This is a genomic window from Lysobacter solisilvae (assembly GCF_016613535.2).
Classification (GTDB): Bacteria; Pseudomonadota; Gammaproteobacteria; order Xanthomonadales; family Xanthomonadaceae; genus Agrilutibacter; species Agrilutibacter solisilvae.
This window is the reverse complement of the sequence record NZ_CP071518.1, coordinates 2167187-2181078: the sequence shown is the minus strand read 5'-3', so window position 1 is coordinate 2181078 and position 13892 is coordinate 2167187. Positions and strand designations below refer to the sequence as shown.

The following is a 13892-nucleotide window of genomic DNA, read 5'->3' as shown; positions in this document are numbered from 1 at the left end:
CGGGAAGCCGGCTTCCCGCTCCTGCACTGCGCTCCAGCAACCCGGCCTTGCCTTCGCGGGCAAGCCGGCGCGCTCGCACGCCGCACTCCCCCGGCAAGGCCACTTCAGCCCAGTCGCCCGAACCCGAACAACGCACCCAGCGGGTGCGTGCGCCGCTCGATCTGCGCGCGCAGCACCTGCGCCCCCAGGATCGAATAGGTGATGCCGTTGCCGCCGTAGGCCATGGCGAACAGGACCCGCGGCCCCCATTGCGCGTGCGCCCCGAAGAACGGCAGGCCGTCGCGCGTCTCGGCGAATGTCCCCGCCCATGAGTACGCCGGCTGCAATGCCGCCATGCGCGGGAACATGTCCCGCATGCGCTGGACCAGCCTGCGCGCCTTGCGCTCCACCCGACGGTCGCGCCGCGACGGGATGTCGACCGCGTCGTCCTGGCCTCCCACCATCAGCCGGCCATCGACGGTGCTCCGGAAATACAGGTAGGGCCGCGCCGACTCCCACGCCATCGTGTGGGCGAACGGCCCCAGCACGTCGCGTGGCTGGGGGTCGCTGACGAAGGCATAGCTGCTGCTGTTGCGCGCCACGCGCTGGTCGAGCCATTGCTGGCAGGCGTAGCCGGCCGCCATCACCACATGCCTGGCCCGCACCCGCACATCGGCCGCGGTATGCAGGGTCACGCCGCGCGGCGTGGGCTCCAGCCGCGCCACGCAGCTGCGGTCGAACACGCGTCCGCCGTGCCGGCGCAGGCGGTCGAGCAGTCGGCTGGCCAGCCGATAGGGATCCACCCGCGCCGCCTTGGCACTGAGGATGGCGCCCGGCGCGTCGATCGCGAATCGGGCCTGCAACGCGTCGCGGTCCAGCCAGTGCACGTCCAGCCCGCAGCGCCGCCGCATCTGGAACTCCTTCTCCAGCCTGCCGCGGTGCCACCGGCGGCTGGCGTAATAGAGGCTGCGCGCCCGTGCGAACCCGACATCGCCCACGGCGTGCGCCACCTCGGCCAGGGAATCGATCGCGTCCGCGCAGGCCAGGTAGGCGCGGACCGCGTGGGCCTCGCCCACCATCCCGGCCAGGTCGGTCAGATGCGTATCGATCTCGTACTGCAACAACGCCGTGCTCGCCGCGGTGCTGCCCCAGGCGACGTCGCGCTGCTCCAGGACGATCACGTCGAAGCCATGCGAGGCCAGCTCGGTGGCGATCAGCGCGCCGCTGATGCCGCCGCCGATGACCGCGACGTCGCAGGCCGTGTCTCCGTCCAGCGCCGGGAACGCGTGCATGAGCCCGTTCTTCACGGCCCAGTAGGGGTACCCGCTCTTAACGTCCACACCAGGCCCTGTACGGTTCAGTCACGCCAGCGTGGCGGCGCGCCGGTGCAGGCCAGGTCAACCCCTTCCCAGGCACCACCGGAGCCCCATGGCCGAGACCCTCTACGACGCCCTGCACGAAAGCCACGAAATCCAGCGCAGCCTGGCCCGCCGCCTGCTGCGCTCCCGGCCAGGCACGCGCGAGCGCATCGACCTGTTCACCCAGCTGCGCCACGAACTGGCCGCGCACGAGGCCGCGGAGGAACGCTTCCTCTACGCCCCGATGCTGATGGACGACCTGGGCCTGGTGTCCACGCGCCACGCCCTGCACGAACACCACGAGATCGACGAGCTCGTGGAAGACCTGCAGAAGCTCGATCCCCGCGGCGAACCTTGGCTGGACAAGGCCCGCGAGCTTTCGCAGAAGGTCCACCACCATCTGCGCGAAGAAGAGAAGAAGTTCTTCCAGATGTCCGGCAAGGTGCTGTCGGCCACGCAGAAGAAGCAGCTAGCCGGCCGCTACCGGAAGGACTACGCGCGCATGCACGCGAAGCTGGCGGCGGAGTGAGGGCCGCCAGTCCGGTGAGCGCGGGTGCAGGGCGTGGCCCGCCGATTCACGGCCGCCCAACGCGGCCTGACCAATCCTGCGGCCACACGCGTCCGCGAAGGCCTCCATGCACCTCATCCAGCTCTTCCTGCCCCTGCGCGACGGCCAGTGCCAGCCGTTCGACCGCGCCCACTTCGCCCGCGTGCGCACCGAACTGACTGAAGCCTTCGGCGGCGTCACGGCCTACCAGCGCTCGCCCGCGGTGGGCCTGTGGGAAGCGCCCGACGGCGAAGTCGAGCGCGACGACGTCGTGCTGTTCGAGGTGATGGCCGACCAGCTCGACCACGCGTGGTGGACGCGGTACCGGAAGGAACTTGCCGCACGCTTCGTCCAGGACGAGGTCATGGTGCGCGCCTGCCCCTGCGAGCGGCTGTAGGCGGCGCCGTGCGGCGGTTCGTGCAGGCGTTCGACGGGGAAGACCTGCTGCCGCCCTCGATGCCGGCGCCGCTGGCCGTGGCGCTGGCATCCATGCCACCGCGCTACAACATCTCCGCACGCACGCCGGCGGCGGTGCTGTACGCGCATGACGGGCTGCTGCGGGTCGGCGAATTCACCTGGGGCCTGGTCCCGAAGTGGTCGAAGGAACCGCGCACGAAATACACGACGGTGACGGCGCGGCTGGAGCGGGCCGCGCGCAGCCGCATCTTCCGCGGCCCCTGGGAACACCAGCGCTGCGTGATCCCGCTCAACGGGTATTACAAGTGGGACCGCAGCAGCAAGCCGGCCAGGCCGTGGCTGATCCAGGCCCGCGACGGCCGCGCGCTGTTCGCGGCGGGGTTGTGGGAACTGTGGGAGAAGGACGCCCCGCCGCTGCTGAGCTTCGCCGTGCTCACCCATCCCAACGAGGCGATCCCGCCACCGCTGGTGCCCGACGGCCCCGTGTTCCTGCCGGCCGACCGCTGGCACGAGTGGATCACGCAGCGGCCGTGGTTTCCCACGCGTTATCTCGCGTCGATGCGCCAGCCGGAGCTGACGGCGTACCGGGTGTCACGGGCCATGCGCGATCCGCGTCGCGACGACTACACGCTGATGGAGCCGGTGGAGGCCGAGGATGACGCGCTGCTGGCGGCCGACGAGGAGGAGTCGGAATGGGATGCGGAGGTCGACGGCGATTGAGCACGCCGGTTGAGCACGCCGGTTGAGCACGCCGGTTGAACACGCCGGTTGAGACCCCGGGGCGGATGTCACAACCGGCCCGCGTCGCCTCGCCGCATGTGCGCGGGCCCATTTCATTTCATTGACGATTCACGCTGGCCCACGCGGCAGCCGCTGTGCAATGTCGCTGTCCTCGCCTGCGGCGCTGTCGCGCGGCCGCAGGCACGCGCACGGCCACCACGCGACGTCCGCAGGGAATTTCCGGCGACGAGTTTTTTACAAACCGCATCCGTTTCGACACGGTGGCTCCACACAGCTGCAGGCATTGTTGGCTCTACGGCGACGTGCCGCACAACGAGGAGCCCCTGCAATGAGCGTGAATGAGAACCGTGACATGAATCGTGATCCGATCACCGGCACTCCCGGCTCGCATCCGCTCGGTACGGGCGTGGGTGCCGCGGGCGGAGCGCTGGCCGGAAGCGCGGTGGGCGCGTTGTTCGGACCGATCGGCATGCTGATCGGTGGCGCCGTGGGTGCGATCGGTGGTGGCGCGGCCGGCCATTCGGTGGCCGAGCGCGTGGATCCGACCGGTGAGGCCGACTACTGGCGCACCAACTACAACACCCGCCCCTACTATTCGAGCGAATACGACTTCGACAACGACTACGCGCCCGCCTATGCCTATGGCAGCGAAATGCGCGCGAAGTACGGCAACCGTGAATGGGACGATGCGCTGGAATCCGACCTGCGCAGCGGCTGGGAAAACGTGAAGGCCAAGTCCCGCCTGACCTGGGAGAACGCGAAGGACGCCGTGCGCGATGCCTGGAACCGCGATGACCGCACGTATCGCACCTACGAAGCGACCGACAAGTACTACAGCGACCGCTTCACCACCACCGCCAAGCCGGCGGCCGGCCTGGACTTCGATACCGACTACCGTCCGGCCTACCGCTACGGCACCTTTGCCCGCACGCAGTACGTCGGCCGTGAATGGGACGATGCACTGGAAGCGGACCTGGAGCGCGGCTGGGACAAGGCCAAGGGCGCTTCCCGCATGGCCTGGAGCGACGCTCGCGGTGCGGTGCGCGACGCCTGGCACGGTGTCGAACACGTCCTGCCCGGCGATTTCGACCGCGACGGCCGCTAAGGAATAGCGGCGGTAGGAAGAAGCAACGCCGCAGATTGCAACAAGGGGCCTTCGGGCCCCTTGTCGTTTCCGGTGTTTTTCAGCGCCTCGTGCGGGCCTTCAGCCGACGTCCAGGTCCGGAACGACGGTATCCGCCTTGCCTGCGACCAGGTGGTCGATCAGCGACCCCAGTGTCGAAAGCTGCTGGCGCAGGATGGCCAGCTGTTCGGCGCGGTCCGGCTCCGCCAGGCCCGGCCGCTCGAGCGCGGCCAGCGCGACATGCATCGGGGACAGTTCGTCGCGCATCGCGTCGGCCACGGCGCCACGGTAGAAGTCGGCGGCCCGGTTGGCGTCGGTCAGCAGCTGTTCGACGCGCTTGCGGTCGCTGATGTTGACCAGCAGGTTCACCGCACCGGTGAGCTCGCCGTCCTCGTCGATCAGCGGGGTGGCATAGGCCAGCACTGTCACCTGCGTACGGTCGGGCCGCTCGATGACGATCTCGTGCCCCAGGTATTCGCGGCGGTCGCGCAACGCCATCGCCATCCAGCACCCGTCGTGCGCGATCGGCTGCAGGTGCGAGGACAACAACTTGAACGAACCGCAGAAGCGGTCGTCGTCGGCGTTGAGCCTGGGCTCCCGGCCCCACAACGCCACGGCATGCCCGTTGAACCAGGTGATGCGCCCCGCCGCGTCGCAGGTGTAGGCCCCCGCGGGCAGCAGATCCAGGGTGCTGCGGAAGAGCAACGGATCTTCGAGTGCGGCTCGGGTCGCGGACATAGGCTCTCCTGCTGGGGTGGAGAGCATACGGTCGCGGTACCGGGCCGCTCCTGAATCAGCGGCCGGTTTCCTGAACCGTTTAAGTTTTCACCGCGCAGAACGGGTCGGCGCCGCGTGGCCCCTGACGCGAAGCGGCCGTGCGTGCTGCGGCCGCAACGCAACTCAAACCGCTTGTTTCCGCGAAGACAGCAAACGCTCGCGGACAATCTGCCGTGGATCTGGTCGCTTCGCCGCCAGGGCCCTGCCCCGCATCGACCTCAGCCCAGCGCTTCGCGCAGGAACGGCCCCGTCCGGCTCGCGGCGGTGCGGCTGACCGCCTCGGGCGTGCCGGCGGCCACGATGCGTCCGCCCTCCTCGCCTGCGCCGGGCCCCACGTCGATCACCCAGTCGGCCTGCGCGACGACGCGCATCTCGTGCTCCACCACCACCACCGTGTTGCCGGCATCCACCAGCCCGTGCAGCTGCCGCATCAGCTTGTCGACATCGGCCGGATGCAGCCCGGTGGTGGGTTCGTCGAGCACGTAGAGCGCATCGCGGCGCTGCGCCCGCTGCAGTTCGGTGGCCAGCTTGATGCGTTGCGCCTCGCCGCCCGACAGCTCGGTCGCCGGCTGGCCCAGGCGCAGGTAGCCCAGGCCGATATCGTGCAGCAGTTTGAGCGGTCGGCAGACCGCCGGCTCGTGCGCGAAGAACTCCAGCGCTTCGTCGACCGTCATCGCCAGCACCTGCGCGATGTTCTTCCCTTGCCACTCCACCTCGAGCGTCTTCGCGTTGTAGCGCGCGCCGTGGCAGGTGGGACACGGGGCGTACACGCTGGGCATGAAGAGCAGTTCGACGCTGACGAAGCCCTCGCCCTCGCAGGTCTCGCACCGGCCCTTGGCGACATTGAAGGAGAACCGGCCCGCATCGAACCGGCGTGCGCGGGCCTGCGGGGTCGCGGCGAAGAGCTTGCGCACCTGGTCGAACAGGCCGGTATAGGTGGCGAGGTTCGACCGCGGCGTGCGCCCGATCGGTTTCTGGTCAACGTCGACCAGGCGGCGGATGCGCTCCACGTCGCCTGTCAGGTGGCCCGCCGTGGCGGCGAGTGCCGGCGCGATCTCGCCCGGTGCGGCGGGAAGCTCGGCCTCGTCGAGTTCGGGCTCGTGGCCCAGGTGCAGGGCGACCAGGTCGACCAGGGCCTGGCTCACCAGGCTCGACTTGCCCGAGCCCGACACGCCGGTGACCGCGGTGAACACACCCAGGGGAATGCGCGCGTCCAGGTCATGCAGGTTGTTGCGCGCGACGCCGCGCAGCTCCAGCCATCCGGTGGGCGCGCGCCGGTCGCGTCCCGCGGGTGCGGCGGTATCGAACAGATAGCGCGCGGTATGCGAGGCCGCCACCGTGCGCAACCCTTCGGGCGGCCCGCTGTAGAGCACCTGCCCCCCGTGCTGCCCCGCGTCGGGCCCCACGTCCACCAGCCAGTCCGCGCGGCGCATGGTCTCCAGGTCGTGCTCGACGACGAACAGGGTGTTGCCCGCGCCCTTGAGCTGCGCCAGCGCGTCATGCAGGGCCTGGTTGTCGAGCGGATGCAGGCCGGCGCTGGGTTCGTCGAGCACATAGACCACGCCGAACAGGTTGGAGCGGATCTGCGTGGCCAGGCGCAGGCGCTGCAGTTCACCGGGCGAAAGCGTGGGCGTGGCGCGATCCATCGCCAGGTAGCCCAGCCCCAGCGCCTGCAGGGCGCCGATGCGCTCGACCAGGTTCTGCGCGATGCGCTGCGCGGCCAGGCGCTTTTCTTCCGACAGGTCGGGCGTGCGGCGCACGTCGGTGGCGCCCGCGTGGGCGCTGCCGCCGGCCGCCACGCGACGCGCGGTATCGCGCCTGGCGGCGGCGCGGCTGGGTGCGGCGGTCGTCGCCGGCGCGTCGAAGCGGCCCTTCGCGGCCGGCGTCAGCACCTGCGCCATCGCGTTGAGCGACAGGCGCGAGAGCTCGCCGATGTCCAGGCCGGCGAAGGTGACCGACAGTGCCTCGCGCTTGAGGCGCTTGCCATCGCAGGCCGGGCACAGGCTGCCCACCATGAAGCGCGCGACGCGCCGCTTCATCAGCGCGCTCTGCGTGGTGGCGAAGGTGTGGCGCACGTAGCGGCGCGCCCCCATGTACGTGCCCATGTAGCTGGGCTCTTCCTTGCGGCGCAGCGCGGCGCGCGTCTCCTTCGGGGTGAATCCGGCGTAGACCGGCACCACGGGCTGTTCCTCGGTGAACAGGATCCAGTCGCGGTCCTTCTTCGGCAGCTCGCGCCAGGGCTTGTCCACGTCGTAGCCCAGCGTGACCAGGATGTCGCGCAGGTTCTGCCCGTGCCAGGCCGGCGGCCAGGCGGCGATGGCTTTCTCGCGGATGCTCAGCGAGGGATCGGGCACCATCGAGGCTTCGGTGATCTCGTAGACGTGGCCCAGCCCATGGCACTCCGGGCAGGCGCCCTGCGCGGTGTTGGGCGAGAAATCCTCGGCGTAGAGCATCGGCTGCCGCGGCGGATAGGTACCGGCACGCGAATACAGCATGCGCACCAGGCTCGACAGCGTGGTGACGCTGCCCACCGACGAGCGCACGCTGGGCGTGCCGCGCTGCTGCTGCAGGGCCACGGCCGGCGGCAGGCCATCGATGGCGTCGACATCGGGCACGCCGGCCTGGTCGATCAGCCGGCGGGCGAAAGGCGCGACCGACTCGAAGTAGCGGCGCTGGGCTTCGGCATAGAGCGTGCCGAAGGCGAGCGAGGACTTGCCCGAGCCCGATACGCCCGAGAACACGACCAGCGCATCGCGGGGGATGTCGACATCGACGTCCTTGAGGTTGTGCTCGCGGGCGCCGCGCACGCGGACGAAGCCGTCGCGGGAGGGCTCGACCGGAGCGGGTGTGGCGGGGCGGCGCGGGGGCATGGGCGCATTGGACGGTAACGGGGGGGTGTGGAGGATGAAGGCCGGCGGGCTCCGGCGCGAACGGTTTCGATGCGGCCGCGGGTCGCCGCCCGGCCACCGTCGGAATTCACACCGGCAATCCCCGCCTTCATCGGCCGCGACCACGTTTGGTCACAACCCGCCTTGCCGGGCGTCCTTGTGGCGGTACGCTTCGCCGCACTCCTTCGATGTCCCGGACGCCCCGTGATCAAGTCCCTGTTCTTCATCCTCCGCCTGGCCGTCGCATGGTTCCTCGGCTTCCTGCTGCTGGTGGCGGTGTGGGACGCGCTGCCGATCCTGGGCAGGTTCGAGCCGTGGCCGATCGTGCTGCTGGGACTGATCACCTTCCCCATCGTCATCACCGGCGCGTTCTCGCACCTGCGGCGCGTGCGGCTGATGACCGGGCACCTGGAGCCGGCCGACCTGGGCAATCGCCAGCGTCGGCAGATCGAGATCCCGTTCGAAGCCGGCGAAGCCTTCGACCTGCTGGAGGCGGCGATCCGCGAACTGCCGCGCACCGAACAGGTCGAAGCCGCGCGCGACAGCCTGCAGGTGCGGGCCAAGGTGGAACGGCCCGACACCTACGGCGAGCTGCCGCTGGGCCGCTACAACCCGATGCTGTGGTTCGGCAAGCGCAACCAGATCTTCGCCACCGTTACGCCGGGCCACGACAGCGCCAGCGTCACGCTGATCTGCGAACCCGAGAGCGGCGCGTGGAGCGACTGGTTCCGCGTCGACGACGGTACCAACCTGGAAAACGCCGAGGCCATCACCCGCGCGATCTCCCGGCGCGTGGCCGAGCGCCGCCGCGGCGAGCAGGCCGTGGCCGCGCAGACCGCCACCGAGAAGGAACTGACCGTCGCCCGCCTGAGCCTGCTGCAAGCGCAGGTCGAGCCGCATTTCCTCTACAACACGCTGGCCAGCGCGCAGTACCTGTGCCGCACCGACGCGCAGCGCGCCGACGAGATGCTGGGCCACCTGATCCAGTACCTGCGCCGCTCGCTGCCGCGCACGCAGGACGAGCTGTCCACGCTGGGCGACGAGCTCGAACGCGCCATCGCCTACCTGGAGATCCTCAAGATCCGGATGGGCACGCGGCTGACGGTGCAGGTGGACGTCCCCGAGCACCTGCGCGGCATCGCCCTGCCGCCGATGATGCTGCAGACGCTGGTGGAGAACGCGATCAAGCACGGACTGGAGCGCCGCACCGTCGGCGGCACCGTCTGGATCCTGGCCCGCGCCACCGACGACCGCATCGCGGTGACGGTCGCCGACGACGGCGAAGGCTTCAACAACCACAGCAGCGGCACCGGGATCGGCCTGAGCAACGTGCGCGAGCGCCTGCGGCTGGTCTACGGCGGTCGCGCCGACCTCGCCGTCGTCGCCAACTTCCCCACCGGCGTGGCCGCGACGATCACGGTGCCGGCCACCTTCGACCAGGAATCCGTCCATGGCTAAGCCCGCGCTCCCCACCGCGGCCCCCGTCACCGCCGTCATCGCCGAGGACGAGGCGCTGCTGCGCCAGGCCCTGGTCGACCAGCTGGGCCAGTCCTGGCCGCAACTGACGCTGCTGGCGCAGTGCGAGGACGGCGCCAGTGCGCTGGAGGCCATCGCCGAGCACCAGCCGGACGTGGCGTTCCTCGACATCCGCATGCCCGGCCTGAGCGGCCTGGAAGTCGCGGCGGCCGCGGCCGAAGCCAGTCCGCGCACGCACATCGTGTTCGTGACCGCCTTCGACCAGTACGCCATCGACGCCTTCGACCGCGGCGCGATCGACTACCTGCTCAAGCCCATCGTGCCGGAACGGCTGGCCGAGACCATCCACCGCCTGGAAAGCCGCATCGTCAGCGGCGCGCGCGACGCGGACGCGCTGTCGGCCCTGGTCGAGCGCCTGGGCGTGGCCCTGCCCCGCACGCCGGAACAGACGCCGCTGACCTGGATCACCGCCAGCGCCGGTCGCGAGACGCGCTTGATCCTGGTCGACGACGTGGCGTACTTCCGCGCCGACAACAAGTACACGACGGTGGTCACGGCCGAGGGCGAGTCCCTGCTGCGCACGCCGATCAAGGAACTGCTGCCGGTGCTGGATGCGGCCCACTTCAAGCAGATCCACCGCTCCACGATCGTCAACCTCAAGGCCATCGCCTCGATCGTCCGCGACGACGCGGGCCGGGGCACGGTACGCCTGAAACATCGCCCCGAGACACTCACCGTCAGCGCGCCCTTCATGACGCTGTTCCGACACATGTGACGCCCGCGCCGCCCGCGGACCGCCCTGTCCCATCCCCCCTGCCCGGGAAAGAGCCATGCGCAACCTGTTCGCCACGCTGTACTTCCTGCTGTCCCTGATCGGCTGCGACGGCGGCGCCACCACGTTCGCTACCCGCGCCACCGTCGACGGCGAGGACATCGTCTACGGCAAGGCCCGCGTGCAGTCGGGCATCGTCCACTTCGAGTGCGTGCGCAGCGCCAGCGGCCAGTGCCACTACACGGTCTTCCCCCGCGAATGCACCTCGGTCGATCCCTCGCCGGCCTCCCGGCCCCCGGCCTGCGCCCCCTTGCCGGCCGAGCGCTTCGCCCTGCCGGCGGGCACCAGCCGCGACGTGGTCGGCATGACCGCGGCTTTCGAGCTGTGCGTGAGCCATGACGCCCGCGTGATGACCATCGGCTGCAAGGAGGCCACCGTGGCCCACGCCGCCGCCCGGGCCTCGACCGCGGACGGCTGAAGTTCGAGGGTCGGGATGGGCCGGCGGCGCAGCCGGCAGCGATTCGCCGCTTCCCCCGGCGCGCGCGCACCATCCCGGCTGTTTCTTCCTTCCCCCGCGGGCGCGGGGGCCGCGACAGCGGGGCCCCCACGACGACGGGACGTTGACAGCCGCTTCGCTGAAATACGCAAATACGCGCGCCTGCCACCCGGGGACCCCCCTTTCATGAACCTGCAGCAAGACGACAACCTGGTGCGGACCGGGGTATCCGGGCTCGACTCCGTGCTCGACGGCGGCCTGACCGCGCACCGGTTGTACCTGATCGAGGGCGTGCCGGGCTCTGGCAAGACCACGATGGCCCTGCAGTTCCTGCTCGATGGCGTCGCGCACGGGGAGACCGTGCTCTACGTGACCCTGTCGGAAACGCAGGTCGAGCTCAACGAGGTCGCCGCGTCGCACGGCTGGAACCTGGCAGGCGTGCACGTGCACGAACTGTTCCCCCTGGGCGACCAGCTCGATCCTGAAACCCAGTACACGATGTTCCACCCCTCCGAGGTGGAGCTGGCCGAAACCACGCAGCGCATCCTGCAGCAGGTCGAGCGGCTCAAGCCGCAGCGGGTGGTGATCGATTCCCTCGCCGAGATCCGCCTGCTGGCCGGCTCGCCGCTGCGCTTCCGCCGGCAGGTGCTGGCGTTCAAGCAGTACTTCGCCGGCAAGGGCACCACGGTGGTGCTGCTCGACGAGAGCAGCCAGGTCGCCGACCAGGGCCTGCACGTGCACACCATCGTGCACGGCGTGATCGAGCTCAACCAGCTGCGCCCGGAGTTCGGCGGCGACCGCCGCCGGCTGCGCGTGACCAAGATGCGCGGTCGCGCGTTCCGCACCGGCAACCATGACTACATCATCGCCACCGGTGGCGTGCAGGTGTTCCCGCGCCTGGTCGCGGCCTATTTCCGGCGGGACGGCGCCAACGAACAGATCGAGAGCGGCCTGCCCGAACTCGACCTGCTGCTCGGCGGCGGGCTGCAGCGCGGCACCAGCACCCTGCTGATCGGTGCGGCGGGTACCGGCAAGTCCTCGCTGGCCACGCACTTCGTGATGAATGCCGCGGCGCGCGGCGAGCGCTCGGCGATGTTCCTGTTCGACGAGGGCGCGCGGACGCTGGTCACGCGTTCGCACGGGATGGGCTTCGAACTGGAAAAGCGCATCCAGGAGGGCCTGATCGCCGTGCAGCCCATCGACCCGGGCGAGCTGTCGCCCGGCCAGTTCATCCAGAGCATCCGGGACGCGGTGGAACTGCACGACGCGCGCCTGATCGTGATCGACAGCCTCAGCGGGTATCTGAACGCGATGCTGGAGGAAAGCTACGTGCTGGTGCAGATGCACGAGCTGCTGGCCTACCTGTCGCAGCTGGGCGTGGTCACGCTGCTGATCAATTCCCAGCAGGGGCTGATCGGGCAGATGTCCAGCACGCTGGATGTGAGCTACCTGGCCGACACCGTGGTGCTGCTGCGCTACTTCGAAGCCGACGGCGAGGTCCGCCAGGCGATCTCGGTACTGAAGAAGCGCACCGGCCCGCACGAGCGCACGATCCGCGAGATGTCGATCACCGACACCGGCCTGCGGATCGGCCAACCCCTGCGCAGCTTCCGCGGCGTGCTCACCGGGGTGCCACATGCCCTGGACGCCACCCGCGGCCCGCAGCAATGAATGGGATTGCGTCGCAGGGGCTGCGCCGACGGGTCCTGCTGCTCCTGCCGACTTCGCGCGACGTCGACATCACCCTGGAACTGCTCGAGCGCAGCGGCATCGCCGCGTGCGTGTGCGCGGACGGCCTGGACCTGCTGCGGGAACTGACCTGCGGCGCGGGCGCGCTGCTGGTCGCCGAGGAATGCCTGGGCGAAGGCACCCAGGGCCTGCTGGCCCGCTACATCGAGACCCAGCCGCGCTGGTCGGACCTGCCGGTGGTGCTGCTGACCCGTGGCGGGGCCAACTCGCTGGACGTGGGCGACGCCGTGGCGATGCTGGGAAATGTCACCCTGCTGGAACGTCCGCTGCGCGTGACCGCGCTGGTGAGCACGCTGCACAGCGCCCTGCGCGCGCGCAACCGCCAGTACGAGATCCAGACCCACCTGCAGGAACTGGAGACCGCGCGCGACGGCGAGATGATCGCGGCGCGGCGCAAGGACGAGTTCCTGGCGATGCTGGCGCACGAACTGCGCAACCCGCTCGCCCCGATCCGCAACGCCCTGCATGTGCTGGCGGTGGACGACACCGACGTCGAACTGCGCCAGGAGATGCGCGCGATGATGGGCCGCCAGGTGGACCACATGGTGCGGCTGGTCGACGACCTGCTGGAAGCCTCGCGCCTGTCGCGCGGCATGATCACCCTGCACCGCGAACCACTGGACCTGTGCGAGGCGGTGCACGCTGCCATCGAGCTCAACCGCCCGGCCATCGAGGGCCAGCAGTACAGCATCAGCCTGGACGTGTGCGAGCACGGCCTGATGGTCGACGCCGACCCGGTGCGGATCGCGCAGGTGTTCGGCAACCTGCTCAACAACGCCGTCAAGTACGGCCGGCCGCGCGGCAACATCACGGTCCGCGCGCACCGCGAGGCCGACACGGCCGTGGTCGAAGTGGTCGATGATGGCATCGGCATCTCCAGCGCGGACCTGCCGCACGTGTTCGACCTGTTCGTCGAGGGCCAGGGCGACTCGGACCGCATGCACGAAGGACTGGGCATCGGCCTGGCGCTCGTGCGCACGCTCGTCCAGCTGCATGGCGGCACGGTGACCGCCACCAGCGCAGGCAAGGACACAGGGGCCACTTTCCAGGTGCGCCTGCCGCTGGCGCAGGTGCGCGCGGCCACCGCACCGCCCTGCGCGCCGGAGCCGTCGTCGCTCCCGTTCGCGGAGACCGAGACAGCATCCGCAGGCGAGTCGGCCATGCCGTACCGGGTACTCGTCGTGGACGACAACACGGACGCAGCGACCTCGCTGGCCATGGTGCTGCGCATGCGCGGGCTGGAACTGTGCATCGCGCACGACGGCGCCGAAGCCCTCGAGCAGACCGAGGTCTTCCGCCCCCACGCCGTGCTGCTGGACATCGGCATGCCCGGCCTGGACGGCTACGAGGTTGCCCGCCGCCTGCGGCACGATCCCGCGCATGCGGGCATCGTGCTGATCGCCATCACCGGCTGGAGCCGCCTGCAGGACCGGCAGCGCGGACGCGCCGCCGGCTTCGACCACCACTTCCGCAAGCCGGTGGACCTGCCGCGACTGTGCGAGTTGCTCGAGGACCTGCGCTCGGAGGATGCGCTGGCGCGCGCGGTGTAGGCGCGATGGGCGGGGACGG

12 protein-coding genes are annotated in these 13892 nt (G+C 70.1%); 9 read left to right on the top strand and 3 right to left on the bottom strand.

What is annotated here, in order from left to right:
* Window positions 1-104: 104 nt before the first annotated feature.
* Window positions 105-1319 (bottom strand): NAD(P)/FAD-dependent oxidoreductase, encoded by a 1215-nt coding sequence (locus I8J32_RS09725; protein WP_200611495.1) that lies wholly within the window; start codon window positions 1317-1319, stop codon window positions 105-107.
* An 88-nt stretch (window positions 1320-1407) separates the two neighbouring features.
* On the opposite strand from I8J32_RS09725, the gene I8J32_RS09720 reads away from it, so the two are divergent.
* The 4 genes from I8J32_RS09720 to I8J32_RS09705 all read left to right on the top strand — a co-directional run bounded on the left by I8J32_RS09720 (window position 1408) and on the right by I8J32_RS09705 (window position 4147).
* Window positions 1408-1866 carry a hemerythrin domain-containing protein gene (locus I8J32_RS09720; protein ID WP_200611492.1) on the top strand — a complete coding sequence of 153 codons (459 nt, stop codon included), beginning with the start codon at window positions 1408-1410 and terminating at the stop codon, window positions 1864-1866.
* 106 nt (window positions 1867-1972) lie between these two features.
* Window positions 1973-2281 carry a hypothetical protein gene (locus I8J32_RS09715; protein WP_200611489.1) on the top strand — a complete coding sequence of 103 codons (309 nt, stop codon included), beginning with the start codon at window positions 1973-1975 and terminating at the stop codon, window positions 2279-2281.
* An 8-nt stretch (window positions 2282-2289) separates the two neighbouring features.
* Complete coding sequence (locus tag I8J32_RS09710) at window positions 2290-3021, top strand: SOS response-associated peptidase (RefSeq protein WP_200611486.1); 732 nt, start codon at window positions 2290-2292, stop codon at window positions 3019-3021.
* 373 nt (window positions 3022-3394) lie between these two features.
* Complete coding sequence (locus tag I8J32_RS09705; protein ID WP_245156292.1) at window positions 3395-4147, top strand: hypothetical protein; 753 nt, start codon at window positions 3395-3397, stop codon at window positions 4145-4147.
* A 99-nt stretch (window positions 4148-4246) separates the two neighbouring features.
* Here I8J32_RS09705 and I8J32_RS09700 read toward each other — a convergent pair whose 3' ends face one another.
* Window positions 4247-4903 carry a hypothetical protein gene (locus tag I8J32_RS09700; protein ID WP_200611482.1) on the bottom strand — a complete coding sequence of 219 codons (657 nt, stop codon included), beginning with the start codon at window positions 4901-4903 and terminating at the stop codon, window positions 4247-4249.
* A gap of 257 nt (window positions 4904-5160) precedes the next feature.
* Window positions 5161-7812, bottom strand: coding sequence for an excinuclease ABC subunit UvrA (locus I8J32_RS09695; protein WP_200611480.1), 2652 nt, complete (start codon window positions 7810-7812; stop codon window positions 5161-5163).
* 222 nt (window positions 7813-8034) lie between these two features.
* On the opposite strand from I8J32_RS09695, the gene I8J32_RS09690 reads away from it, so the two are divergent.
* The 5 genes from I8J32_RS09690 to I8J32_RS09670 all read left to right on the top strand — a co-directional run bounded on the left by I8J32_RS09690 (window position 8035) and on the right by I8J32_RS09670 (window position 13873).
* Entirely contained in the window at window positions 8035-9288 is a 1254-nt protein-coding gene (locus I8J32_RS09690) for a sensor histidine kinase (RefSeq protein WP_245156291.1), read from the top strand.
* Entirely contained in the window at window positions 9281-10081 is an 801-nt protein-coding gene (locus I8J32_RS09685; protein ID WP_200611476.1) for a LytR/AlgR family response regulator transcription factor, read from the top strand. Before I8J32_RS09690 ends, I8J32_RS09685 begins: the two co-directional genes overlap by 8 nt.
* Window positions 10082-10136: 55 nt before the next feature.
* Entirely contained in the window at window positions 10137-10556 is a 420-nt protein-coding gene (locus I8J32_RS09680) for a hypothetical protein (RefSeq protein WP_207526529.1), read from the top strand.
* A gap of 204 nt (window positions 10557-10760) precedes the next feature.
* The gene (locus I8J32_RS09675) at window positions 10761-12245 is read left to right on the top strand and encodes an ATPase domain-containing protein (protein ID WP_207526528.1); all 1485 of its coding nucleotides are present in this window, start codon (window positions 10761-10763) and stop codon (window positions 12243-12245) included.
* Window positions 12242-13873 carry an ATP-binding response regulator gene (locus I8J32_RS09670; RefSeq protein ID WP_207526527.1) on the top strand — a complete coding sequence of 544 codons (1632 nt, stop codon included), beginning with the start codon at window positions 12242-12244 and terminating at the stop codon, window positions 13871-13873. Before I8J32_RS09675 ends, I8J32_RS09670 begins: the two co-directional genes overlap by 4 nt.
* The last annotated feature ends 19 nt before the right edge of the window (window positions 13874-13892 follow it).